23 protein-coding genes and 1 pseudogene are annotated in these 24,093 nt (G+C 72.5%); 12 read left to right on the top strand and 12 right to left on the bottom strand.

Going from position 1 to position 24,093, the window contains the following annotated elements:
• Nucleotides 1–13: 13 nt before the first annotated feature.
• The 3 genes from ACE7GA_RS06690 to ACE7GA_RS06700 all read left to right on the top strand — a co-directional run bounded on the left by ACE7GA_RS06690 (nucleotide 14) and on the right by ACE7GA_RS06700 (nucleotide 2,480).
• The gene (locus ACE7GA_RS06690) at nucleotides 14–697 is read left to right on the top strand and encodes a hypothetical protein (protein WP_376097413.1); all 684 of its coding nucleotides are present in this window, start codon (nucleotides 14–16) and stop codon (nucleotides 695–697) included.
• Nucleotides 640–1,386 carry a sensor histidine kinase gene (locus ACE7GA_RS06695; RefSeq protein ID WP_376097416.1) on the top strand — a complete coding sequence of 249 codons (747 nt, stop codon included), beginning with the start codon at nucleotides 640–642 and terminating at the stop codon, nucleotides 1,384–1,386. Before ACE7GA_RS06690 ends, ACE7GA_RS06695 begins: the two co-directional genes overlap by 58 nt.
• Nucleotides 1,387–1,493: 107 nt before the next feature.
• Nucleotides 1,494–2,480: a tripartite tricarboxylate transporter substrate binding protein gene (locus ACE7GA_RS06700; RefSeq protein WP_376097419.1), complete on the top strand. Its 987-nt coding sequence runs from the start codon at nucleotides 1,494–1,496 to the stop codon at nucleotides 2,478–2,480.
• Between the two features lie 125 nt (nucleotides 2,481–2,605).
• Here ACE7GA_RS06700 and ACE7GA_RS06705 read toward each other — a convergent pair whose 3' ends face one another.
• Entirely contained in the window at nucleotides 2,606–3,589 is a 984-nt protein-coding gene (locus ACE7GA_RS06705; protein WP_376097422.1) for a 2-dehydropantoate 2-reductase, read from the bottom strand.
• Nucleotides 3,590–3,605: 16 nt separating this feature from the next.
• On the bottom strand, nucleotides 3,606–5,123 hold the full coding sequence (locus tag ACE7GA_RS06710) for an acyl--CoA ligase (protein ID WP_376097425.1): 1,518 nt from the start codon (nucleotides 5,121–5,123) through the stop codon (nucleotides 3,606–3,608).
• Between the two features lie 195 nt (nucleotides 5,124–5,318).
• Between ACE7GA_RS06710 and ACE7GA_RS06715 the strand changes: the two genes are divergently transcribed.
• From ACE7GA_RS06715 to ACE7GA_RS06725, 3 genes are all read left to right on the top strand, one after another.
• Nucleotides 5,319–6,281 (top strand): tripartite tricarboxylate transporter substrate binding protein, encoded by a 963-nt coding sequence (locus ACE7GA_RS06715; protein WP_376097428.1) that lies wholly within the window; start codon nucleotides 5,319–5,321, stop codon nucleotides 6,279–6,281.
• A complete protein-coding gene (locus ACE7GA_RS06720; protein WP_376097431.1) occupies nucleotides 6,278–6,538 on the top strand; it encodes a hypothetical protein in 261 nt (86 codons plus the stop codon). The genes ACE7GA_RS06715 and ACE7GA_RS06720 overlap by 4 nt, the downstream gene beginning before the upstream one ends.
• Nucleotides 6,539–6,704: 166 nt before the next feature.
• Nucleotides 6,705–7,655: an alpha/beta hydrolase gene (locus ACE7GA_RS06725; protein WP_376097434.1), complete on the top strand. Its 951-nt coding sequence runs from the start codon at nucleotides 6,705–6,707 to the stop codon at nucleotides 7,653–7,655.
• Nucleotides 7,656–7,662: 7 nt separating this feature from the next.
• On the opposite strand, the gene ACE7GA_RS06730 is transcribed toward ACE7GA_RS06725, so the two are convergent.
• The 6 genes from ACE7GA_RS06730 to ACE7GA_RS06755 form a co-directional block, all read right to left on the bottom strand.
• Nucleotides 7,663–9,642: an SUMF1/EgtB/PvdO family nonheme iron enzyme gene (locus ACE7GA_RS06730; RefSeq protein ID WP_376097437.1), complete on the bottom strand. Its 1,980-nt coding sequence runs from the start codon at nucleotides 9,640–9,642 to the stop codon at nucleotides 7,663–7,665.
• 2 nt (nucleotides 9,643–9,644) lie between these two features.
• Nucleotides 9,645–10,043 (bottom strand): VOC family protein, encoded by a 399-nt coding sequence (locus ACE7GA_RS06735; RefSeq protein WP_376097440.1) that lies wholly within the window; start codon nucleotides 10,041–10,043, stop codon nucleotides 9,645–9,647.
• 114 nt (nucleotides 10,044–10,157) lie between these two features.
• Nucleotides 10,158–10,739: an ABC transporter permease gene (locus ACE7GA_RS06740; protein ID WP_376097443.1), complete on the bottom strand. Its 582-nt coding sequence runs from the start codon at nucleotides 10,737–10,739 to the stop codon at nucleotides 10,158–10,160.
• On the bottom strand, nucleotides 10,736–11,023 hold the full coding sequence (locus ACE7GA_RS06745) for a hypothetical protein (protein WP_376097446.1): 288 nt from the start codon (nucleotides 11,021–11,023) through the stop codon (nucleotides 10,736–10,738). Before ACE7GA_RS06745 ends, ACE7GA_RS06740 begins: the two co-directional genes overlap by 4 nt.
• Nucleotides 11,020–12,030, bottom strand: a complete 1,011-nt coding sequence (locus ACE7GA_RS06750) for an ABC transporter permease (RefSeq protein ID WP_376097449.1) — start codon at nucleotides 12,028–12,030, stop codon at nucleotides 11,020–11,022. The genes ACE7GA_RS06745 and ACE7GA_RS06750 overlap by 4 nt, the downstream gene beginning before the upstream one ends.
• Nucleotide 12,031: 1 nt before the next feature.
• Nucleotides 12,032–13,591 (bottom strand): ABC transporter substrate-binding protein, encoded by a 1,560-nt coding sequence (locus ACE7GA_RS06755; RefSeq protein WP_376097452.1) that lies wholly within the window; start codon nucleotides 13,589–13,591, stop codon nucleotides 12,032–12,034.
• A 45-nt stretch (nucleotides 13,592–13,636) separates the two neighbouring features.
• Between ACE7GA_RS06755 and ACE7GA_RS06760 the strand changes: the two genes are divergently transcribed.
• The 4 genes and pseudogenes from ACE7GA_RS06760 to ACE7GA_RS06775 all read left to right on the top strand — a co-directional run bounded on the left by ACE7GA_RS06760 (nucleotide 13,637) and on the right by ACE7GA_RS06775 (nucleotide 16,936).
• Complete coding sequence (locus ACE7GA_RS06760) at nucleotides 13,637–14,251, top strand: MarR family winged helix-turn-helix transcriptional regulator (RefSeq protein ID WP_376097455.1); 615 nt, start codon at nucleotides 13,637–13,639, stop codon at nucleotides 14,249–14,251.
• 71 nt (nucleotides 14,252–14,322) lie between these two features.
• Nucleotides 14,323–14,526, top strand: a pseudogene (locus tag ACE7GA_RS06765) (thiamine pyrophosphate-binding protein); the annotation flags it as partial.
• 347 nt (nucleotides 14,527–14,873) lie between these two features.
• Nucleotides 14,874–15,941: a thiamine pyrophosphate-dependent enzyme gene (locus tag ACE7GA_RS06770; RefSeq protein ID WP_376100135.1), complete on the top strand. Its 1,068-nt coding sequence runs from the start codon at nucleotides 14,874–14,876 to the stop codon at nucleotides 15,939–15,941.
• A gap of 20 nt (nucleotides 15,942–15,961) precedes the next feature.
• Entirely contained in the window at nucleotides 15,962–16,936 is a 975-nt protein-coding gene (locus ACE7GA_RS06775) for a Bug family tripartite tricarboxylate transporter substrate binding protein (RefSeq protein ID WP_376097458.1), read from the top strand.
• A 182-nt stretch (nucleotides 16,937–17,118) separates the two neighbouring features.
• Here the strand turns inward: ACE7GA_RS06775 and hydA are convergent, their stop codons facing one another.
• From hydA to ACE7GA_RS06795, 4 genes are read right to left on the bottom strand one after another with little or no spacing between them, the layout of a single operon-like run.
• On the bottom strand, nucleotides 17,119–18,498 hold the full coding sequence (gene hydA, locus ACE7GA_RS06780; RefSeq protein ID WP_376097461.1) for a dihydropyrimidinase: 1,380 nt from the start codon (nucleotides 18,496–18,498) through the stop codon (nucleotides 17,119–17,121).
• A 12-nt stretch (nucleotides 18,499–18,510) separates the two neighbouring features.
• The gene (locus ACE7GA_RS06785) at nucleotides 18,511–19,203 is read right to left on the bottom strand and encodes an amino acid ABC transporter permease (protein WP_376097464.1); all 693 of its coding nucleotides are present in this window, start codon (nucleotides 19,201–19,203) and stop codon (nucleotides 18,511–18,513) included.
• 11 nt (nucleotides 19,204–19,214) lie between these two features.
• Entirely contained in the window at nucleotides 19,215–20,054 is an 840-nt protein-coding gene (locus ACE7GA_RS06790; RefSeq protein WP_376097467.1) for an ABC transporter substrate-binding protein, read from the bottom strand.
• Nucleotides 20,055–20,084: 30 nt separating this feature from the next.
• A complete protein-coding gene (locus ACE7GA_RS06795; RefSeq protein WP_376097470.1) occupies nucleotides 20,085–20,996 on the bottom strand; it encodes a dihydrodipicolinate synthase family protein in 912 nt (303 codons plus the stop codon).
• Between the two features lie 167 nt (nucleotides 20,997–21,163).
• Between ACE7GA_RS06795 and ACE7GA_RS06800 the strand changes: the two genes are divergently transcribed.
• Together ACE7GA_RS06800 and ACE7GA_RS06805 are read left to right on the top strand one after the other, a co-directional pair.
• Nucleotides 21,164–21,868, top strand: coding sequence for a (2Fe-2S)-binding protein (locus tag ACE7GA_RS06800; RefSeq protein ID WP_376097473.1), 705 nt, complete (start codon nucleotides 21,164–21,166; stop codon nucleotides 21,866–21,868).
• Nucleotides 21,786–24,035, top strand: a complete 2,250-nt coding sequence (locus tag ACE7GA_RS06805) for an FAD-dependent oxidoreductase (protein WP_376097476.1) — start codon at nucleotides 21,786–21,788, stop codon at nucleotides 24,033–24,035. The genes ACE7GA_RS06800 and ACE7GA_RS06805 overlap by 83 nt, the downstream gene beginning before the upstream one ends.
• The last annotated feature ends 58 nt before the right edge of the window (nucleotides 24,036–24,093 follow it).

The following is a 24,093-nucleotide window of genomic DNA, read 5'->3' on the forward strand; positions in this document are numbered from 1 at the left end:
CGGGGGAGGGGGCGTGCGCGTAGGCCTGTGGCAATGGGCGCGGGGAACGCTGCTGATCGGCGGCGTCCCCCTCGTCGCCATCCTCGCGCTGGGGATCGGCACCGCCTTGCCGGCCGCGGACGCCGTGGCCGCCTTCTCGGTCACCCTCGTCGCGGCGGGCAGCCTCGCCTGGGTCTGGCTCTCGACGCTCGCGGCGCTGACGGCCGACCTGCGGCGGGCGGCGGACGGCCATCCGCCCGGCCCGCCGCGCCCGGTCCTCCTCCCCGCGGCGCGCGCGGTCGCCGAGCAGGCCAACCGCCTGGCGCGCGGCCTGGCGGAGCGGGAAGCGCTGGTGAACCGTCTCCGCCGCGCCGACACCGCGATCGTGGAGGCCTTGCCCGATCCGCTGCTGGTGCTCGGCGCGGACCGGTCCCCGCTGCGCGCGAATGCCGCGGCGCGCCGCGTCTTCGGGTCGGGCGAGCGCGACGACACCGCGGCCTTCCTGCGGCACCCCTCGATCGCAGGGGCGGTGGATACGGCGCTGGAGCGCGGCGCCCCGGCCTATGCCGACGTCGTGCTGCCGGTGCCGGTGCCGCGCGACCTCTCGGCGCAGGTGATCCCCATGGATCCGCCGCTGGCCGATGGGGGCGGCTCCTCGTCGTGCTGGCGGATCGCACGCAGGCCCGCGCGGCGGAGCGGATGCGGGCGGACTTCGTGACGAACGCGTCGCACGAATTGCGGACCCCGCTCTCCTCCATCATCGGCTTCGTCGAGACGCTGCGCGGGCCGGCGGTCGACGATTCGGACGCTCGCACCCGCTTCCTCGGGATCGTCGCGGAGCAGGCGGAGCGGATGCGGCGGCTGATCGACGACCTGCTCGGCCTGTCGCGCATCGAGATGAACGAGCACCGGGCGCCGGAGCAGTCGGCGCGCCTGGATCTGCTCGCGGAAGCCGAGGCGGAGGCCCTCGCGCCAATCCTGCAGGCCCGGAAGGCGCAGGTCTCCCTGGAACTGGAACCCGCCGTCGCCGCGCCGTCCGAGCCGGAGCAACTGTCGCAGGTGCTGCGCAACCTGCTGGAGAACGCGGTGCGGCACGGGCGGGAGGGCGGGCAGATCATCCTCTCCGTACGCGTGCTCCGCGGGTCGGAGGGCGGGCTGCCGCCGGGCGTGCTCCTGCGCGTCGCGGATGACGGGCCGGGGATCGCGCGGGAGCACATCCCCCGCCTGACGGAGCGCTTCTACCGCGTGGACAAGGGCCGGTCTCGCAGCGTCGGCGGCACGGGGCTGGGCCTGGCCATCGTGAAGCACATCGTGAACCATCACCGCGGGCAGCTGCTGATCGAGAGCGAGCCGGGGATCGGGACGACCTTCCGGGTCTGGCTGCCCGGCCGCGCGCCGGATCAATAGGCGGGCTTGACCGGGAACGAGCCGGTCGCCGGATGGGCCGGGCGGGCCAACGAACGGTTCCGGCGGGGCCGCGCCGGGGCTAGCCTTCGCGGCAGAGGGAACGAACGATGATGATCCGACGACGCGTGGCGCTCGCCGCGGCCCCTGTCCTCGCCACCACCGCCCGCGCCGGGACGGCGGCCGCACAGGGCGGCTGGGCGCCGGACCGCCCGATCCGGATCATCGTGCCCTATACCGCGGGCGGCGCCTCCGACATCACGGCGCGCCTGATCGCGGAGCGGCTGCGGGCGCGGCTGGGACAGCCGGGCGTGGTCGAGAACCGGCCCGGCGCCTCCGGCATCATCGGCACCGACGCCGTGGCGAAGGCACCGCCGGACGGGCACACGATCGCGCTCGTCGCGTCCTCGCACGTGGTCAACAAGGCCCTGTTCCCGACCCTGCCCTACGACCCGATCGGGGATTTCGCGCCGATCGTGAAGACGGCGGACGTACAGCTGGTGATGGTCGTCCCGTCCTCGGTCCCGGCGCGGACGCTGCCGGACTTCCTGGCCTGGGCGCGCGCGCAGGGCGGCCGCACGGCCTTCGCTTCGTCCGGCAACGGGTCCAACCCGCACATCTTCGCGGCGGACCTGCTGCGCCGCGCGGGGGTGGAGATGGAGCACGTGCCCTATCGCGGATCCACGGCGGCGCATGCGGACCTGCTGGCCGGGCGGACGCAGATGATGTTCGACGCCTACGCCGCCGTGCTGCCGCACGTGCAGTCCGGCAGCCTGCGGATGATCGCGCTCGCGGGGCCCGAGCGGTCGCGGCTTTTGCCGGACCTGCCAACGGTGGCCGAAGGCGGGTTCGCCGGCTACGGCGCGACGTCCTGGGGCTGCCTGCTCGGCCCCGCGGCGATGCGGCCCGCGGCCGTCGCGGCGCTGAACGCGGCGGCGCAGGCGATCCTGGCGACGGACGAGCTGCGCGAGCGGCTGGCCGTCATGGGCGCCGAACCCGCCGCGGGCACGCCGGAGGACCTCGCGGCCTTCATGCGGCAGGAGCAGGAGCGCTACGTCGCGCTGGTCTCCGCGCTGGGGATCAAGGGAACGGACTGAACGGAGCGCGGTGCGCAATCCCGGTCGGGGCTGCCACGGGCGACGAGGGCGCCGTCGTGCCCGCGACCGGTAGATCCGGCGGCCGCCCCGCGGCCTGCGCCTCCCGCGGCAAGCGGGCCGGTGGTTCAGCCGTCGTAGCAGCCCGCGGTCCGCGCCCTCGCGCGCACCAGGGCCAGGACGGTGCGGCAGGCCGGGACGGGGACATCCACCATCTCCGCCAGTTCCACCACGGCGCCGAGAAGGGCGTCGATCTCCATCGGCCGACCCCTCTCCAGGTCCTGGAGCATGGAGGTCTTGTGCGCGCCGACCTCCGCCGCGCCGGCGATGCGCTTGTCCACGTCGATCGCGAAGCGGACGCCGAGCTTCTCGGCGACCGACTGCGCCTCCACCATCATGGCGCGCGCGACGCCGCGCTGGCCCGGTTCGGCGGTGATGACGTCGAGCGTCGCGCCGGTCAGCGCGGAGATCGGGTTGAAGGCCAGGTTGCCCCAGAGCTTCACCCAGATCTCGTCGCGGATGCGGGGGCGGACTGGCGCCTTGAAGCCCGCGGCGATCAAAGCCTCCGAGAAGGCGGAGGTGCGCGCGCTGCGGCTGCCATCCGGCTCGCCGAGAGTGAAGCGGTCGCCGTAGGTGTGCTCGATGACGCCGGGCTCCGCGACCTCGGCGGCTGGGTAGATGATGCAGCCGATGACGCGGGAGGGATGCAGGTTCTCCCAGACCGAGCCGTCGGGGTCCACGCTGCGCACGCGCGATTCCTCGAAGGGTCCGGTGAGCTTGTGGAAGTACCACCAGGGCACGCCGTTCACGGCGGAGACGATGGCGGTGTCCGGCCCCAGCAGCGGCCGCATGCCCGGGGCGGCGGAGGGCAGCGAATGCGCCTTCAACGTGATGAGGACGTAATCCTGCGGCCCCGCTTCCTCCGCCGTCGCGACGCAGCGGGGATGGGCGCGCAGCTCCTCGCCCTCGCTCCGCAGCAGGATGCCGTTGGCCTGCATGGCCGCGAGGTGCGGCCCGCGCGCGATCACCGTGACCTCCGCGTCGCCCTTCGCGGCGAGGCGCGCAGCCATCAGCCCGCCGATCGCGCCGGCGCCGAAGATGCAAATCTTCACGTGGGACTCCCCGGCGTCAGAGCGAGAGGCCGAGTTTCTCGGCGAGGCCGATCCGCATCAGCTTGCCCGTCGCGCCCTTGGGGATCTCCGGCAGGAACACGACCTTCCTCGGCACCTTGAAGTCGGCGAGGTGGCCTGCGGCGAAGTCACGCAACTCGCGTTCCGTCAGATCGTGACCTTCGCGCAGCACGATGGCAGCGCCGACCTCCTCGCCGAGCTTCGCGTGGGGGATGGCGAAGGTCAGCGCCTGCGCGACGGCCGGGTGGGCGGAGAGGATGCCGTCGACCTCCAGCGGCGAGACCTTCTCGCCGCCACGGTTGATCAGTTCCTTCAGCCGCCCGGTCAGCATGAGGAACCCGTCCTCGTCGAAGGTCCCCTGGTCGCCGGTGCGGAACCAGCCGTTGGTGAAGGCCTTGGCGTTCGCGTCGGGGTTGGAGTCGTAGCCCTTCGTGACGTTCGGGCCGCGGATCACGACCTCGCCGATCGCGCCCTTCGGCAGGATCGTACCGTCATCGCCCATGATCGCGACCTCCGGCCCCGCGGGCAGGCCGACGAGGCCGGGCTTGCGCGGACCGGCGAGCGGATTGGAGCACATCTGGTGCGAGGCCTCGGTCATCCCGTAGCTCTCGACGAGCGGCACGCCGAAGACGGCTTCCAGCTGCTGCATCACCGGCCCGGGCAGGGATGCCGAGGAGGAGCGGAGGAAGCGCAGCGGCACGCGGCCGATGACCTCCCGGTTCCGCTCGGCACGCGAGAGGATGGCCTGGTGCATCGTGGGTACGGCGGTGAACCAGGTCGGCCGTTCCTCGTCCATCCAGCGGAAGAAGCGCAGCGCGTCGAAGCCCGGGGTGCAGCACACCGCCCCGCCCGCGCCGAGGGAGGACAGCGTCGCCGCGATCAGCCCGTGGATGTGGAACAGCGGCATGATGTTGAGGCAGGTGTCGTCCGCCGAGAGCGAAAGCGCGGCGCCGATGTGGCGCGCGGAGGCCGTGACGTTGCCATGCGTCAGCGGCACGATCTTCGGCCGCGCCGTCGTGCCGGAGGTATGGAGAACGAGGGCCACGTCATCCTCACCCGCCGCACCCGGGCGCGCTGCCTGTGCCGGCGTGCCGCCTTCCAGCGTGAAGTCGCCGGCTGCCTCGCCGGGCACCAGTTCCAGGATCGGCACGCCAAGCTTCTCGGCTGCCGCGCGCACCGGCGTCGCGTCGCCGCGCAGCACGATCAGCGCGCGGGCCTTGAGGTCGTCGAGGTAAAACTCGAACTCCTCCTGCCGGTAGGCGGGGTTCAGCGGCGCCGTCGTCGCGGCGCAGGCGACCGCGACGAAGGCCGTCGCCATTTCCGGCCCATTGGGGATCACGATGCCCACGCGGTCGCCGCGGCCGATGCCCCGGGCATTGAGCGACTCGATCGTCCGCGCGGCGAGGGCACGCAGTGCGCCGTAGGTCAGCGCCGGCCGTCCCTCCGTCGCGCGGATCGCCTTAGCCGCGGCGGCGCCCACTGCCAGCAATTCGCCCATGGTCCGGACCGCGGCCATGCATTCCTCCCGATCGTCACGGAAAGGCTATCCGGGTTGCCGGCAGGGCGGAAGCAGCGCCGTCCCGTGAAGGCTTCACAGATTTACGGCCCCACCAGTCAAACCCTTCACAGGTTTCGGAGGCGAGGCCCCCGGCGCCCATTCAACCCGGCAGCGACACGTCGTTAAAGCGGGGTCCTCACCTTGGAGACCCCGATGACCCGACTGCCGCGCCGCGCCATCCTGGGATCCCTGCTGGCCGCCCCGCTCGCCCGGCCAGCCCTCGCCTCGAACTGGAGGCCCGACCGCCCCGTCGAGCTCGTCGTGGGCTTCGCGCCGGGTGGCGGCACGGACATCGTCGCCCGCCTCTTCGCCCGGCACCTGGAGCAGCGGCTCGGCCAACCGATCACGGTGGTGAACAAGCCGGGCGCTTCCAGCGAGGTCGCGCTGTCCTACGTCGCGCGCGCCCGCCCCGACGGCCACGTGCTTGGCCTGACGAACATGCCGTCCTTCGTGACGATCCCGGTCGAGCGCCGCGCGCAGTACAACCTCGACAGCTTCGCCTTCCTCGGCAACATCATGACCGACCCGACCGGGCTGATGGTGCGCGCCGACAGCCCGATCAAGGATGTGCCCGACCTGATCCGCCGCGCGCTGGCCGCGCCGGAGGAGATCGTCGTCTCCACCTCCGGCATCGGCACCGATGACCACCTGATGATGGCGCTCATCTCCTCGATCACGGGCGCGCGCTTCACGCTGGTGCACTACAACGGCGCGCCGGTGCAGCGTACCGCGCTGCTGGCCAATCAGGTGCAGGTCAACTGCGTCTCGATCGGCGAGGTGATGCCGGAGCCCCGCGGCGTCCGCTTCATGGCCCATGGCGGCGCCGAGCGCAGCCGATTCGCGCCGGAGACCCCGACCTTCAAGAGCCTCGGCATCGACTTCGAGATGTATTCGGAGCGTGGCCTCGTCGTTCCCTCCGCGACCCCGTCACGCATCGTCGAGCGTCTGCGCGACGCGATGACCGAGACGGCGCAGGACCCCGCGACGGTCCGCACCTTCGAAGCGCAATTCATCGAGCCGACCGTCGAACCGGGTCCGATCTGGGAGGCGCGGATGCGCGCCAGCCAGGCCCGCTACACCGAACTCTGGCGGCGCGCGCCCTGGATAAACACGTGATCAGGGCCTCGTCCAACCTGCTGGCGCGCATGGCCGAGCCCGCGGGCATCGTGGGCTTCGGCGTCCTCCTCGCGCTCGCCGCGCTTGCCTTCGCGGCGAGCGACGGCGTGCTGGCGGTGGCCGGCCTGGCGGAGCACGCGGAGATCGCACGGTCCTTCCTGTGGATCGCGGCGCTGGCCTTCGTCCTGCTGGGCGTGGCGTCGCGGCGCGGCGCGGATCGCGCGGACACGTCCGTCGGCGTGACGCAGAACTCCTGAGCAGGCCCGCGACGGGCGCGACCGTCGCCGCCGCACGTCGCGCCGGTGGGCTGCCCGACGGGGCAGCCGGCGGCCGGCGCGTCCACGCCGGCGCATCAGGCGTCGCCGAGGGCTTGAGCCACGGCACCGCCCGGCCTTCACTGGTTCCGCCCAGAGGAACCGCCGCGTGCCCGCAGATCCCCGCCTGCACCCCGAGATGGCCGCCTTCGGCCGCATTATGGAGGAGCGGGCTGCGGCCTTCCCGCCCGCCGTACTCGCCCGCCCGATGGACCCGGGCCGTGCGGCCAACGACGCGCTGAACATGACCCTGTTCACCCCGGAACCTCGCATGGCCGAGAGCGCGGACCGCTGGGTTCTCTCCCGCGGCCGACGCGTTTTCTGCCGCGTGCACCGGCCGACGACGGACGCGCTGCTCCCCGTCCTGATCTACGCCCATGGAGGCGGCTGGGTCTGGAGCAACGTGGACACGCACGACACGCTCATGCGCGCCTACGCGAAGGGGGCGGGCTGCGCCGTGCTCGGCGTGGACTATGCGCTGTCCCCCGAAGCGACCTTCCCCCAGGCGCCGGAGGAGATCGCGGGCGTCGTCCGCTGGATCGCGCGGCACGGCGGGGAATGGGGCCTGGACGGGACGCGGATCGCGCTCGGTGGCGATTCAGCCGGCGGCAACCTCGCCCTCGGCACGGCGCTGCTGCTGCGGCAATCCGACCCGTCCCTGGCGCTCCGCGGGCTTCTGCTGAACTACGGCGTCTTCGACGACACGATGGCAACACCCTCCTACGCCGAATTCGCGGACGGCTACGGGCTGACACTCGAGAAGATGCGGTTCTACTGGGACGCCTACGCGCCGGACCTGGCCGACCGCCTGTCGCCGTACTGCGCGCCGATCCGCGCCGACCTGCGAGGGCTGCCACCCTGCCTGCTGCACATCGCCGAACTCGACGTGCTGCGGGACGAGAGTCGCGCGATGGCGGGACGCCTGCGGGAGGCCGGCGTGGCGGTGGAGGAGGAGCTCTTCCCCGGCACGGTGCACGGCTTCCTCCGGGCGCTGGACCACGTGGCGCCGGCGCGGGACGCCGTCGCGAAGGCCGGGGCATGGCTGCGCCGGACGCTTTAGCGCCGCCTCAAGCCGGCGCGACGACGATGCGAAAGCCGTTGCCGCGCCAGAACCCGTCCGGTTCCAGCGCGCCGCGGTAGGTGGCGGTGGCCTTGTCGGTGGCGGAGGAGAAGCAGCCGCCGCGCAGGATGCGCCGCACCGCCGGGGCGGCGTCCGGATCCTCGCGCCCATCCGCTGCGTCGTAGGGGTAGGCGAAGGCGGGGACCGCCATCTCCCCGCCCCAGAGGCTGGAACACCATTCCCACACGTTCCCGCAGAGGTCGTCGCAGCCCTCCGGCGACCGTCCCGCGGGGAACAGGCCGACGGCCACTGGCTCGTTCAGCCCCGCCGCCTCGTCGTTCGCACGGTGCGGCTGCCACGGGCCCTCATAGCCATAGACCGACGCGGCTGGGTAGCGGGCCGCGGCGCCGCGGGCCGCGCATTCCCACTCCGCCTCGGTCGGCAGGCGGACGACTTCGTCAGCACCGATCCGTTCCTCCAGGCGCCGCAGGGGGGTGAGCCAGTCGCAGCAGGCCCGCGCGTCCCGCCAGGTCACGTCGGTGACGGGGTGGTTGGCCCGTTCGGGGTCGCGGCCATTCGCCGTGGGCCAGGGTCGCCCCGTCTCATCGGCGAAGCGGGCGTAGAGCCGGTTCGTCACGGGATATCGTCCGATCCGGTAGGCCGGGAGGTTCACCGCGTGCGGCGGCGCGCTGTTCGGCGGCGACGCGGAGCCCATCGTGAAGGGGCCGGCCGGGATTGCGACCAGGGCCTCCAGGTCCCGCGGGTCGCCCAGCGCGGCGAGGTGACGTCCGGCCAGGGCACGCCGCGCCGGTGTCAGCCCATCGGCGCCGATGATGCGGACCAGCCCTTGCGCCACCCGCGCCCGCGACGCGTCCGGCGCGGGCCCGAGGCGGAGCAGGTCCGCCGCCAGCAGGATCGCGTCGTCCGACGAGAGGGCTAGCAGCGCCTCGGCGATCCCCGCTGCCTGATCCGGCCGCGCTTCCGCCAGCAGGCGGAGCGCCGCGGCCCCCTCCCGCCCCGCGGCGCGCTCCACCGTGAGGGCCGGCGCCAGTCCTTCCAGCGACCGCGCGAGCAGGTGCGGGCGCATCATGCGACCGGTGGCGGGACGCAGCGCGTCGGGGAAGTCCGTCGCCGCTTCCAGCGCGGCCGAGAAGCGCGCCGCGACGTCCCCGGCCGTGTCGCCCCCGACGGCGACCTGCAAGGCGAGCACGCCCGGCAGGCTGGCGGGATCGCCCAGGGCTGGCAGCGGACCCAGGCGCGCCGCGCAGGCTTCGAGAAACGCGGCCCGCTGCGCCCGCAGCAGGGGCAGCACGGCGTGCCGCCGGAAGCCGGGCAGGCCGGGCACCGCGTCCCGATCGGCCGTCGCCAGCAGCCGCAGTCCGGGCGCACGCAGGTGGAGCAGCGACTGGGCCCAGTCGTCCCCCAACCGATCGGCGGCGTCGAGGATCAGCAGCAGCGGATGCGGTAGCGCGCCGGCCCGTGCAGCGCGCAGCAGCCCCTCCGCCTGCGGCCCGGCGACGGCGAGGCGCGCGTCCAGCGTACCGCCGTCCTCCAGCAGCAGCGGCAGCGGCACGGGGCCGGTCCAGGCTTCCTCCCGCACCGTCCCGTCCGGGCCACGCGGGACGGCGCGGCGCCGTTGTGCGAGGCCGTAGCCCCGCTCGCCCAGCACCTCCCCCGCCAGATGGAGCGCGAGGTCGCGGCAGAAGGTCGTCCGGCCGCTTCCCGCCTCTCCCGTCAGCAGCAGCACCGGTTCCGCCGCCGCGCGTTCCAGCGCGGTGTGGTGCACCGGCGGCGGGCGTTGAGTCACGCCGCGGCGAAGGCCCTTCGCCGCCGCGTCCTCGTCCGTCCAGTCGGTCAGGAGCGGCTGGTACGCCTCCTCGATCGTGACGACGGGCGATCCTCCGGCGCGGGGCAGCGCCGCGAGGGGCAGGCCCCGCAGGCGCGAAAACGTCTCCGCGGCGACGGATCGTGCCGCATCGCCCCACATCGTCAGCGGAACAACGCGGCGATGGCCGGGTCGTGGAAGCGCTGCACCTCGATCGCGTAGCCGGCCGGGTCTTCGAAGAAGAAGTGCTCGCAATAGGTTCCGCGCTGCATCTCGCCGAGGCTCGGCACGCCCGCCGCCTTGAGCCGCGCGTGCCAGCCCGCCACGTCCTCCGCCACGATCGTCAGCAGGACGGCCGATGTCGGCTGGTGCCGCAGGTGCCCGCGGTTGCCGTCCACGATGCCGAAATAGGAGTTCGGCGCGATCCGGTAGATGCGCGCGAGACCCTGATCCAGCACCAGTTCGAAGCCGAGCGTCCCTTCGTAGAACGGCACGACGCGCTGGATGTCGTCGTAGTAGAAGAAGGTGATCGCGTAGTCCTTCGCGGGCATCGTCTGGGTCATGCGTGTTCCATGCGTCGGGCCGCGCGGGGCGGCGGTTGCGTTGCGCCGCCCCGGTGACGGCCGGCGTCGGTGGGCGTGGCAGGTGCTGCGATCCGCGGCTTGACCGGCGGCCGATCAGTACCCCACCGATGGGACATGACCCGCACGCTCAGGCCGCCATGCGCCGCCGGGGGTCGAACCAGTCGGCGAGCGAGTCCCCCAGCAGGTTGAACGACAGCGCCGCCAGCAGGATCGCGCCACCCGGTGCCAGGGCCACCCAGGGCGCGTCGCGCACCAGTGGCAGGCCCGCCGCGACATCCGCCCCCATTCCGGCAGCGGCGGCTGGGCCCCGAGCCCCAGGAAGCCGAGCGCCGCCGTCTGTAGGATCGCCGACCCCACCGCGAGCGAGGCCTGCACCAGCAGCGCCCCGATCCCGTTCGGCAGCACGTGCCGCGACAGGATCTTCGCGGGCGGTGTCCCCGCGGCGACGGCCGCCTCCACGAAGGGCCGGGTCGAGATGGACAGGGCCTGCGCCCGGGCAAGGCGCGCGAATTGCGGTGCGAGGGTGATGGCAACGGCCAGCATCGCGTTTCCCAGCCCCGGCCCGAGCGCCGCGGCCAAGGCGATCGCCAGCACCAGCCCCGGGAAGGCCAGCAGCGCGTCGGCGAAACGCATGATCAGCGCATCCGCGAGACCACCGAGGAGCCCGGCCGTCATCCCCGCGACCACCCCGACGGCGAAGGCCGCAGCGACCACGGCGACGCCGATGACCAGGGTAGCCCGCCCCCGTGGAGCACCCGTGCCAGCACGTCCCGTCCCAGCGGATCCGTGCCGAGCGGATGCGCCGAGCCCGGCGGCGCCAGCCGGTTCGCCACGTCCACGGCGATCGGCGAAGGCGCGACCAGCGGTGCCAGCACGACCGCCAGCAGCATCAGCGCCAGGGTCGCCGCCCCGACCGCCGCGAGGCGGTTGCGCGCAAGGAAGCGCCCGATGTCCGTCACCCCAGCCGTCCCCGAATGCGGGGATCCAGCCAGCCCTGGACCACGTCCACGAGGAGCGTGACGAGCATGAACAGCAACGCGAAAACGAGCGTCGCCCCCTGCACGACGGGATAGTCGCGGTTGCGGATCGCATCGAACATGTAGCGGCCGACGCCGGGCCAGGCGAAGACCGTCTCCGTCAGGATCGCGCCGCCCAGGAGTTCCGCGAATTTGAGGCCGAGCACGGTGACCGCCGGCAGCAGCGCGTTGCGCAGCGCGTGGGTGAATATGACGGACCGCTCCGGCAGGCCCTTCGCGCGGGCGGTGCGAACGTAGTCCTCCCGCATGGCCTCCAGCATCGAATCCCGCACGAAGCGGGACAGCGTCGCCGCCAGGAAGGCCGCGAGGACGAGCACCGGCAGGATCAGGTGCGACGCGGCGTCCCAGGCGGACTCCCAGTCCCGCGCCAGCAGTGCGTCCAGCACCGCCGATCCTGTCACCGCATCCGCGAAGTAGTAGGGGCTGGTCCGCCCGGAGATCGGCAGCCATCCCAGAACGATCCCGAAGACGATCTGGAGCACCAGGGCCAGCAGGAAGGCCGGCGTGGAGACCCCGGTCAGCGACACCAAGCGGACCGCGTGGTCCACCGCCGTATTGGCCCGCACGGCGGACAGCACGCCGACCGGCACGCCGACAGCCACCGACAGGATCGCGGCGAGCACCGCAAGCTCGATCGTCGCGGGCAGCCGCCCCGCGATCTCCGTCAGCACCGGCGCCCCGGTCTTGAGCGAGCTTCCGAGGTCCCCCCGCAGCACCCCGCCGAGGTAGGAGAAGAACTGCCGCCAGGCCGGCTCGTCCAGGTGCAACTGCGCCCGCAGCGCGTCGATCTGCCCCTGCGTCGCGCCGGGGCCGAGCAGCGTCACCGCCGGATCGCCCGGGATGAGGCGTGACACCGCGAAGACGACGAGCAGCACCAGCAGCAGCACCGGCAGGAAGGCGACCAGCCGGTTGGCGAGGAAGCGGGCCACGTTACTCCTTCGACACGCCCCAGTATTCGTTGAGCGGTGGCGCGGAGTTCACCACGAGTCCCTGTACGTTCTTCCGCTTGAACACGATGAGCTTGGGCGAGAACAGGTAGGCCGCCGGCACCCGCTCCATCAATTGCTTCTGCACCTGGACGTAGAGGTCGCGGCGCCGGTCGAAGTCCACCGTCGTCTGGGCCTGGAGGATCAGCCGGTCGAGGTCCTCGTTCACCGGCATGCGGAAGGTCATCGCCGTCTCGGCCAGGCGGGACAGGTAGCCGATGGTGATGTGCGCGTCGGGGTCGTTGTACCAGGGCTGGCGGCCATCCAGCAGCATGTCCCAGTCGCCGGACACGTGCAGCGCGCGCAGCGCCGGGAACTCCATCTGCCGCACCGTCGCCTCGATGCCGACGGCCGCGAGGTTGGCCTGGATGAAGGTCGCGACCCCGCCCCAGAGCGGGCCCTGGAAGGTCGGGATGGCGAAGCGCAGCGATCCCGGTGCGTGGCCGGCTTCCGCCAGCAGCGCGCGGGCCCCGGCGGGGTCGTGCTTCGGCGCCATGTCCTTCAACGCTTCATCGAAGCCCCAGGAATTGGAGGTGAGCGGCGCATAGACCCGGTCCGCCGTGCCGCCGAGCACGCCGTTGACGATTCCATCGTAGTCGATCGCCTGCGTGATGGCGCGGCGCACCCGCACATCCGAGATCGGGCCGGAGGTCTTGCGGTTGTTGAATTCCAACTGCCGGATGATCTGGCTCGGCACCTCGATCACGTCCACGTTCGGGTTGGCGCGGAAGGCCCGCACGTCCTCCGTCGGCACCGCCGCCAATTGCCCGGCCTGCTGGATCACGTCCACGCCGCCGCGTTCCAGTTCCAGCCGGCGCGTCGAGGCATCGGGGATCACGCGGTAGACAATGCGCTGCAGTTTCGGCGCGCCGCGGAAGTAGTCGGGGTTCGCCTCCAGCATCACCGTCGTGTCCGGCGTGTAGCCGCGGAAGCGGAAGGCGCCGGTGCCCACCGGGTTCGTCGCGAAAGCCTGTCCGTGCCGCTGCACGCCCGCCGGCGAGACGATGGCGGCCTGGGGCTGCGCCAGCAGCGACAGGAAAACGGGCATCGGCTCGGTCAGGGAGATGCGGACTTCGAGCGGCCCCGTCGCCACGACCTCCCGGATCAGGCCGAAGGAGGACTGCATGTAGGAATTGGTCTGCTTCGTCCGCTCGACCGAGAACTTCACGGCCGCGGCGTCGCAGGGCGTGCCGTCGTGGAACTTCACGTTGGGCCGCAGCACGAAGGTAAAGTCGCGCCCGTCCGGCGACACGGTCCACGACTGCGCCAGGCGTCCCTCGAGCGTGCGGAACTCCGGCGCGCGCCAGGCGACGAGGGTGTCGAAGACGTTGAGGATGATTTCGCTGCCGATCGGCTCCGCGCGGTTCGTTCCGGGCTCCAGCCCCACCGGGTCCGACGGCACGGCCACTACGAGGATGCCGGATTGCCGTCCCTGCGCCGTCGCCCCGCGCGGAACCGCCGCAAGCGTGAGCAAGGCCGCTGCCTGACGCCGTCCGATGTGCATCCCGCCGATCTCCGTTCCGCGGCGCGAGACGATAGGCGCCACCCGATGGCGGTCAAGCAAGCGAAGGGCCGGGCCACCGCGCTTGCGTCGGAATGGTTGGATATCCTACTATCCGAGGTGACGAGGGAGGATGACGTGCCGAGGCCAAGCCGCGGTCTGCAGCGGGACGAGGCTGGGACGATGGGCCCCAAGCTCGTCGCGTCCGGCGGCCTGCGCCTGGGTCCGCTGGCCGACACGATCGGCTTCCGGTTGCGCCTCGCGCAGGAAGCCTCCTTCGCCGCCTTTGCCCGCCGCACGGGCCACGCGGAGCTGCGACCCGGGCGCTACGCCCTTCTCACCCTGATCGGCGAAAACCCCGGCCTGTCGCAGAGCGCCCTCAGCGCCGCCGCGGGCCGCGACAAGTCCACCCTGACGCCCGCCACCGCCGACCTCGAACGCCGCGGCCTCATCCGGCGCGAGCGCGGCGCCGACCGTCGGTCCTATGCCGTGACGCTGACGGCGGAAGGGGAAGCCGTGCTGCGCGACCTCCGCGCGCATGCGGAGGCGCATGACCGGCGTCTCGACGAACTCGTCGGCCCGCAGAACCGCCCGGCCTTCCTCGCCGCGCTGCGGCGCCTCATCTCCGGCCTCGAAGCCAATCCCGACGAAGGAACCGCCTGATGGACGGCAGCATCAACACGGGCCTGACGACGGTCCGGCAGGCCACGCTCCAGCTCCTACGCGACCTCGGGATGACGACGGTCTTCGGCAATCCCGGCTCGACCGAACTGGGCTTCCTCGACCGCTGGCCCGAGAACTTCACCTACGTGCTGGGCCTACAGGAAGCCTCGGTCATCGGCATGGCGGACGGCTATGCTCGTGCGACGGGGAGTGCCGCCTTCGTCAACCTGCATTCCGCCGCCGGCGTCGGGCACGCGCTCGGCAACCTCTTCACCGCCTACAAGAATCAGGCGCCGCTGGTGGTCACGGCGGGGCAGCAGGCGCGATCGCTGCTGCCGAACCTGCCTTTCCTTGGCGCAACCGAGGCGGCGAACTTCCCCAAGCCCTACGTCAAGTTCTCCGTCGAACCCGCGCGCGCCGAGGACGTGCCTGCCGCCATCGCGCAGGCCCACCGCGTCGCGATGCAGCGGCCCTTCGGCCCGACTTTCGTCTCGATCCCGTCCGACGACTGGTCCGCGCGCTGCCGGCCCGTCCAGGCGCGCGCGCAGCACGCGGACATGGCTCCCGACCCCGCGGCGATCGAGGAGGCCGCGCGCCCATCGCCGCCTCCCAACGCCCCGTCATCGTCTCCGGCGCCGAAGCGGATGCCGAAGGCGCCGGCCCCGAACTCGTCGCCTTCGCCGAACGCATCGGCGCCCCGGTCTGGACCGCGCCCTTCGCCTCCCGCCTTGCCTTCCCCGAGGATCACCCGCTCCACGCCGGCCACATGGCTGCTGCGCCCGAAGCGGTGTCCGACGCGCTGGCGCCGTACGACCTCATCCTCGTCGTCGGCGCGCCGGTCTTCACCTTCCACGTCGCGGGGGAATGCGCGTTGTTCCGCGGCGGCGTGCCGATCATCCACCTGACGGCGGACCGCGAGACTGCCGCCTCTGCCCCCGTCGGCATGACGGTGCTCGGCGTGCTCCGCCACGCCCTGCCCGCCCTGGCGCCGCGCATCCCGCATCGTGGCCTGGTGCTGCCCAAACCCCGCACGCAACCCGCACCGCCGAAGCCCGCGAGCCCCATCCCTGCCGGCTACGCCCTATCCCGCCTCCGCGCCGCACTTCCGGCTGACGCCATCCTCGTCGAGGAAGCGCCCTCCCACCGCCCGGCCATGCACGCCCACCTGCCCATCACGCGCTGGGGCGGGTTCTACACCATGGCCAGCGGCGGCCTCGGCTACTCGCTCCCGGCGGCCGTCGGCGTCGCGATGGCGAAGCCCGGCACCCGCGTCGCCTGCCTCATCGGCGACGGCTCCTTCCTCTACTCGCCGCAGGCGCTCTGGACCGCGGTGCAGCACCGCCTGCCGCTCGCGGTCATCGTGCTGAACAACAGCGGCTACGGCGCCATGCGGTCCTTCAGCCGCGTGCTGCAGGTCAGGGACGTGCCGGGCATCGACATCGCCGGCGTGGACTTCGTGGAGATGGCCCGAAGCATGGGCTGCCCCGGCCTCCGCGTGACCGATCCGCATGACCTCGACGCCGCCCTGCGCGATGCGCTGTCCGCCGATGGCCCCACGCTCGTGGAGATCGCGGTGGATCCCGCCATCCCCACTCTCTATGGCAAGCAGGAAGAAACGATCGCCATGCCCGACGCGCAGGTCCCGGCGCGCACCGTCAGGACGCCGCGGCCAACGCCCGGCGAGCGCTGACCGAAGGGGAGGAGGCAACCATGAACAGCATCACCCGCCGCGGCGCGCTGATCGCCGGCGCGCTGCTTCCCGCGGCGCCAGCCCTCGCTCAGGGCGAGTGGCCCGCCAAGCCCGTCCGCATCGTCGTCCCCTTTCCGCCGGGTGGATTGGTGGACCTGCTGGCCCGCTCCGTCTCCCAATCATTGACCACGAAGTTCGGCCACCCCTTCGTCGTGGAGAACCGCGGCGGCGCCGGCGGCAACATCGGAGCGGACGTCGTCGCGAAGGCCCCGCCCGACGGCTACACCATCATGGCCGGCTCGCTCGGCCCGCTCGCGGTGAACCAGTACATCTATCCCTCCATGCCCTACGACACGAACACGGCCTTCGCGCCGATCGTGCTGCTCGCGACCACGCCGAAGGTCCTCTGCTGCGCCAATGCGCGCCCCTGGCAGAGCGTCGCCGCCCTCATCGCCGAGGCGAAGGCGCGGCCGGGCCAGTTGACCGCCGGGTCGGCCGGCTCCGGCTCCTCCCTCCACTTCGCGCTGGAACTGTTCAAGGAGGCGACGGGCACGAACATCCAGCACGTGCCCTATCGCGGCGCCGCCCCCGCCGTGACGGATCTTGTCGCCGGCAACATCGACTTCGTCATCGACAACGTTCCGAACATCCTGGCGCAGATCCGCGGCCGCTCCGTCCGGCCCCTCGCCACGCCTTCCACCCAGCGCCTCGCCCAACTCCCCGACGTGCCCACGATGGCGGAGGCCGGCATGCCCAACTTCGTCTTCGGCACTGCCTTCGGCATGGCCGCTCCCGCAGGTACCTCCCCCGACATCTGCCGCCGCATCGCCGAGGCCGTCACCGAAGCCCTGCGCGACCCCACGATTGGCGGCCGCCTGACCGAAATCGGCGCCGTCCTCGGCGGGGGCACCCCCGATGACTTCGCCCGCGCCATCGCGCGGGAGAAAGAGACGCTCGAACCGGTGATCCGGCGCGCGGGGATCAGGGCCGACTGATCGGGGTTGCGCCGGAGGCGCCGGAGGAAGGCGCTGCCTTCCTCCCGACCTCCGTCAGCCAGGGAATTCGTCCCCTGGCGACCACTCTAATGAGCGCCCTCGATCGAGGTCCAGGAGGTGAGCCTCCTGGCGGGTAAGCGGTTTGGAGGGAGGGCAAGGCCCTACCCCCAAGGCAGCGCGCGTTACCGCGCCAGCCAGGCCCCGGACCCCGGCGCAGCCAGGATCGCTCCGTCGCGCATCACCACCTCGCCGCGGCGGATCGTCGTGACGGGCCAGCCGATGACGGGGATGCCTTCGTAGGGCGTGTAGTCGATGGCGTGCTGCATCAGGGAATTGGTGATCGTCACCTGACGGTTCGGGTCCCAGAGCGCGAGGTCGGCGTCGCTGCCGACCGCAATCGTTCCCTTCCGCGGGTAGAGGCGCGCGATTTTCGCCGGGTTCGTCGCGATGAGCCGCGCGAAGGTCGGTACGTCGATCCGACCTTTCGACACGCCTTCGGAAAAGGTCAGCGGCGCCCGGGCCGCCAACCCGGGGATCCCGTTCGGAATCAGGTCGAACGACGCGTCGCGCCCGTTCTTCGCCTTGCCGTGGTCGCCGTTGAAGGAGAACCCACAATGGTCCGATGTGACGACGTCCAGCACGCCGCGCCGGATCGTCGCCCAGACCCGCTCATGCTCCGCCGCGTCGCGCGGCGCGGGGGAGCACATGAACTTCGCCCCCTCGAAGTCGGGCCGATCCATGTCGGACGCGGTCAACGTGAAGTATTGTGGGCAGGTCTCGGCCGAGACGGCGACGCCGCGCGCGCGTGCCTCAGCGATCACCTCCGCGACCTCGGCGCAGGAGACGTGGAAGATCTGGATCGGCTGCCCCACGAACTCCGCCAGTGCGATCGCGCGGTAGGTCGCCTCCCGCTCCACCACCGGCGGTCGGGAGACGGCGTGGTACTTCGGCTCGACGTGGCCCGCTGCGATGAGGGCCGCGACCGCGGCCTGGATCGCGTCGTGATTCTCGCAATGCACGTGCACCATCAGCCCGTGCCGCTTCGCCGCGGCGAGGACCTTCAGGAAATCGCCATCCGACAGATGCAGCGTGTCGTAGGTCAGGAAGGCCTTCAGGCTGCCGACACCGTCCGCGACCAGGGCCGGCAACTCTGCCAACGCCGCGTCGGACGGGTCGGCGATGATCTGGTGGAAGCCGTAGTCCAGCATGCCCTGCGCCGCCCGTGCGCGACCTGCGCGGTGCTGGTCCAGGATTCCGCCACCCTTGAACTGCGGCGTATGCGCGACGACCGTCGTCGTTCCCCCTGCGAATGCGGAGGCCGACGCCGTGACCCAGGTCTCCTCATGGATGGAGCCGTCGGGCTGCGGCTCCTCGATGTGGCAATGCGTGTCCACGCCGCCCGGTAGCACGAGCAGCCCATCCGCTTCGATCACCTGCGCCGCGTCGGTGATCCGGCCGGCGATGGCGGCGATCCGACCGCCGGCGACGCCGATATCGGCCCGCACCAGCGCATCGCCGATGACGGCGGTGCCGCCGCGAACGACGAGTTCAAACTCCGACATCGCCCATCCCCCTCACCGCCGGTCCGCCAGCGCCTCACGCGCATCGCCCCGGCCATAGCGCGCCTCGAGCCGCCGCTGCACCAGGTCCCAGGCCGTCGTCATCGCGAGGTAGTAGATCGCGGCCACCGTGAACAGTTCCAGCACCAGGAAGCGCTCCTGGATCAGGATCTGCGTGCGCCGCAGCAACTCCTCCATCGAGATGACGGAGCAGACGGAGGTCGTCTTCAGCAGCCCGTTCACGGAATTGCCGAGCGGCGGGATGATGATCCGTAGCGCCTGCGGCCACGTCACCAGCCGGAACGCCGCGGAACGCCGCAATCCCAGCGCCAGCGCAGCCTCCCGTTGGCCGCGCGGCACGGCGCCGATGCCGGCGCGCACGATTTCGGACAGGTAGGCCGCCTCGTTCAGCGAAAGGCCCAGCAGCGCCGCTTCCACCACCGACAGCCGCGGGCCGAACAGCGGCAACCCGGTATAGATGATCAGCAGTTGCACCAGCAGCGGCGTCCCGCGGAACACCCAGCAGTAGAACGCCGCCATGCCCGAGAGCGTCCGATTGCCGGACAGCCGCATGAGGGCGAGCCCCGTCCCCAGCACGAGCCCTGCCGAGAGCGAGACGACCGTCAGCCACAGCGTGGTGATGGCCCCGTGCAGCAGGAACGGGTTGAGCAGGTAGTCGAAGAACCCCTGCCAGTTCCAGACCTGCACGGGGGATCAGGTCAGCCGGGACCGGCGACGACAAAATCCCCCGGCGCGATATCCACGCCATAGCGGTCGAAGAGCGCCTTCAGGCTGCCGTCGCCCGTCATTTCCGTCAAGACCTTCGACACCTCGTTCGCCAGGGCACGGGATCGGAAGGCGAGCGCCGCCGGCGTCGCGTTGATCCCGTGCAGCACGCGCGGGAAGTCGCCGCGGCGGTCATATTCCGCCGCCACCGCGTCGATCGAGACGGTGCCCTCCACCTGGCCCGCCCGAAGCGCCTGGAAGGCCACCGCGAAGTTGTCGAAGGTGCGGACGTTGATCGCGCGCCCGCCGCCCGCGACGATCCGTTCGCTCATTGCGCGCAGCGAGCGCTCCTCGAACCCGCCGAGTTCCACACCGATCGTGCGTCCCGCGAGGTCCTTCTCCTCCCGGATGTTCAGTGGGTTGCCGCGCGCCGCGGAAAGGGCGACGGCGTTGTTCTCGTAGCGGATCATCTGCATGAGGCGGGCGCGCTCCTCCGTGTAGAAGATCCCCGTGTTGATCATGTCCCAGCGCCGCGCCGCGAGGCCCGGGACCATGGCCGAGAACTCGATGCGGATGTATTCGGGCGTCAGGCAGAGGCGCCGCGCGATCTCGTTCCCCAATTCGATGCGCATGCCCTGCAGCTGTCCGCCGCTGTCCACGAATTGCAGCGGCGGCAGGGTGGGGTTGGTGGACATCACCAGCGTGCGCGGCTTCACCAGCTCGGCATCCGCGACGCGCGGCGTGCAGTTTTGGGCTGTCCCTTGCGCCAGGACAGGCGCGGCGAAACCCGCCAGCATGGCGGCGAGCGCGATCCGTCGGAACATCGTCAGCATCCCCCTGTCTTCATGGTCGTGTGTTGGCGTTCACTCCGCGGCGATCGGCGCCGCGACGTCCATCCCCATGCCGCGCAGCACGGCCGCCAGCGCCGGCAGGTCGCGCGCCGGCAGCGGCAGCCGCGGCGGGCGCGGCGCTCCCATATCCATGCCGATCAGCCGGAACGCCGCCTTCGTGCCGGACACGTACCGCGGCCCACCCACCCAGGGCAGCAGCGGCGCCAACCGCTTGTACAGCGCCAGCGCCTTGTCCCGGTCCGCCTCGAAGGCCGCTGCCCCGAACATCTCGGACGAAAGCCGCGGCGCGACGTTGCTGCAGACCGCCACCCACCCGATCGCGCCGAGCCAGGCCGATTCATAACCCAGCACCCCCGCGAAGACCTCCATCCGGTCGCCACAGGCCGCGATGATGTCGCGAACGCGCGTTACTTCCAGCGTGCTCTCCTTCACGTAGCGGCAGTTCGGGATGCGCGAGAGGTCGGACAGGATCGCGGGCGTCAGGTCCACGTTCGCCGTCGCCGGATTGTTGTAGACCATGATGGGGATGCCGATGGCCGAGGCGATGCGGTCGTAGTGCACCTGCAACTCCTCCGCGGTCGGCACGGAATAGAAGGGCGGGATGACCATGACGCCGTCCGCGCCCCGCGCCTCCGCCTCGCGCGACAGCGCGACGGCCTCGCGCGTGTCCTCCGCGCCCGTGCCGACCAGCACGGGCACGCGGCCCGCCGAGGTCTCGACGACGCAGTCCACGATCGCCGCGCGTTCCTCCCGCGACACCGACAGGAACTCGCCGGTGGAGCCGAGCGGGATCAGCCCGCGCACGCCCTCCGCGATCTGGAACTCCACCAACCGTCGCAGCGCCGGCAGATCCACCGCCGCGCCATCGGGCGTGAACGGCGTGATGAGGACCGTGTAGCAGCCCCGGAACGGCTCGCCCGCCATGTCGCCCCATCCTTCGCGCAGACTGCAACGCGCGCTTGCAGGCCCCCGGGCTGCGCCGCCGGGCCATCCGCGCCTATGATCGGGATTGGAATGCAAGTGACGCACCACCGCAAGCCGACCACGACACGCCGCGCGCAGATGCAGCACGCCGCGACTCGCGGTGACGCATGCGCCTGACCCGCGGCGCGACGCCGCGCGGCGCCCCCTTCACCATCACCTTCGATGGCGACCCGATCGCAGCGCTGCCCGGCGAGACGGTCGCGGCCGCCCTTTCCGCCGCAGGGATCCTGGCCTTCCGCCACACGGCCTCCGGCGCGCCGCGCGGGCTGCATTGCGGCATGGGGGCATGCTGGGACTGCCTTGTCACGGTGGATGGGCGCATGGGCCAGCGCGCCTGCATGACGAAGGCAAAGCCGGGCATGCTCGTGACCGGCGCCGTGCCGGACCGTCCGGCTCCCCTCGCCGGCACACCGCGCGACGGGGCGGTGCTGACCCCGGACCTCCTCGTCGTCGGCGCCGGCCCGGCGGGCCTCGCGGCGGCCATCGCCGCCGCCGAAGCGGGGTGCGACACCCTGCTGCTCGACGAACGCGCCGAGGCCGGCGGCCAATACCTCAAGCCCGCGCCGGCGCACCACCTACCGCGGCCTGACCGCCAGCACCGTCAGGGCGACACCCTCCGCACCCGCGCCCTGGCCGCCGGCGTCACGATCCTGCACGGCGCCGTGGCCTGGGGGCCTTCCCGCCCGGCGAGATCCACGGCGCCATCCCCCTGCACCCGACCCCGGCCACGTGGCCGAGATCGCCGTCACCGACGGCGACCGCAGCCTCGCCATCCGCCCGCGCCGCCTCATCCTCGCCCCCGGTGCGCATGAACGGCCGGTCCCGATCCCCGGCTGGACCCTCCCGGGCGTAATGACCACCGGTGCGATGCAGACCCTCGCCCGCGCCGGCCGGGTCGCGCCGGCCCGCCGCGTCGTGATCGCCGGCAACGGGCCGCTGAACCTGCAACTCGCCGTGGAACTGGTCGCGGGCGGGGTCGAGGTCGCGGCCGTGGTCGAGACTGCGCCGCGCCCCGCGCCCCGCGGCTGGCGGGACGCGTTGCGGATGGGCATCACGGCCCCCGACCTTGCCTGGGACGGCACGCGCTACCTGCTCGCGCTGCGCCGGGCCGGCGTTCCCGTGATCTGGGGCGCCCGCCTGATCGCGGCGGACGGGACGGATCGCTTCGAAGCCCTTCGCATCGCGACCTCGCATGGCGATCGCCGGATCGAGGCCGGCGCCCTCGCCCTCAACCACGGCTTCGCGCCCGAAACCGGCCTTGCCCGCGCCCTCGGCGCCGCGCATTGGGTCGGCTCCTGCGGCGCGCTGGAGACGGCGACGGACGAGGAGGGCCGCACGAGCGTCTCCGGTGTCTTCGCGATCGGAGACGGCGCGGCGATCGGCGGCGCCCGTGTCGCCCTGGCCCGCGGCCGTCTCGCCGGCCTCGCGGCCGCGCGCGACCTGGGCCACGAAGTTGACGATCCCGCCGCCCGCCACGCCCTGCGCCGCGCCGAGGCTTTCCAGCGCGCCCTCTGGCGCCTCTTCGCCGCGCCGCCGCTGCCTCCGCCGCCCGATCACGCCATCGCCTGCCGCTGCGAGGAGGTGACCGTCGCCACCCTCCGCGCCCTCCCGCCCGGGACCTCCCTCTCCGCCGCCAAGCGCACCACCCGCGCCGGGATGGGCCGATGCGGGGGGCGGTTCTGCGCCTCCACCCTGCACGCCCTGCTCGGCCCGCCCGAGGCCGAATCCGCCTTCGCCGCCCCGCGCGCGCCCGTCCGCCCCGTCCCCGCAGCCGCATTGATGCGGGATGCGCCGTCCCGCGGCCATCACCACGGCGTCCCTCAGCCCCCTATGCCCGCCTGGACGACCGCGCCGTCCGCGGCGGTCCCGCCGGACTGCGACGTTCTCGTCATCGGCGGCGGCGTGGTCGGACTCTCCGCCGCCCGGCATCTGGCCCAGAACGGCGTGGACGTGCTCGTCGCGGATCGCGGGGAGCCCGGCCTCGGCGCCAGCACGACCAATGCCGGCTCGCTCCATGTCCAGCTGCTCGCCTACGACTTCGACGAGACGGGCGACCCAGGTCCCCTGGCCCCCGCCGCCGCCCTCGGCCCGCCCGCCGTGGCGCTGTGGCGGGAGATCGCGCGCGACGCCGGCGAGTCCCTCGCCATCCGGACGGAAGGAGGCCTGATCCTCGCGGAGGACGTGGAGACCCTCGCCTGGCTCGACCGCAAGGCCGCCTACGAACGGGCCCGCGGCATCGAGGTCCACGCGATCAACCGCACCGACCTGGACCGCATCGCGCCGAACCTGGACCGCCGTTTCCCCGGGGCCTCCTTCTGCCCGCAGGAAGGGCAGATGGACCCGCTGCGCGGCACCGCCGCCCTCCTGCGCCTGACGCGTGAGGCCGGCGCCCGCTTCGCCCCCGGCCTCGAGGTCGCCGGCCTGGCGCGAGACGGCAGATCCTGGTGCATCACCACCGCCGCCGGCACCTTCCGCGCGGGCCGCGTCATCAACGCCGCGGGACCCCACGCCATGCGCGTCGCGTCCCTCGCGGGCGTGACGCTCCCCATGCGCCTCATCGTGCAAAGCGTCGCCGTTACCGAAGCCGGCCCGACCGTCCTGCGCCCGCTGTTGCAGTGGGCCCGCCGCCACCTGTCCCTGAAGCAGGCCGATACCGGCCACCTGCTGATCGGCGGCGGCTGGCCCGGGCGGCTGGACGAGGACGGCGCCGCGCGCCTCCTCCGCTGGTCGCTGGAGGGCAACCTGCACATCGCGGGCGAGGCGCTGCCCGCCCTTTCCGCCTTCCACGTCCTGCGCGCCTGGTCCGCGCCGAACATCCTGCTGGACCACGGCCCCGTCGTGTCCGGGACACCTGGCGCGCCCGGCCTGTTCCACGCCGTCACCAGCAACGGCTGGACGCTCGGCCCGCTCGTCGGCCGCATGATCGCGGAGTCGGTCATGGGCCGCGAGGCACCGCCCGCGGCCTTCGCGCTCGGCTGACCGTCGATCACGAAAGCCCGGCGCGAGCGGACCGGACCGCGACGGTCCGGTCCGGGCG

The organism is Roseomonas sp. CCTCC AB2023176, from assembly GCF_042259275.1.
Classification (GTDB): domain Bacteria; phylum Pseudomonadota; class Alphaproteobacteria; order Acetobacterales; family Acetobacteraceae; genus Roseomonas.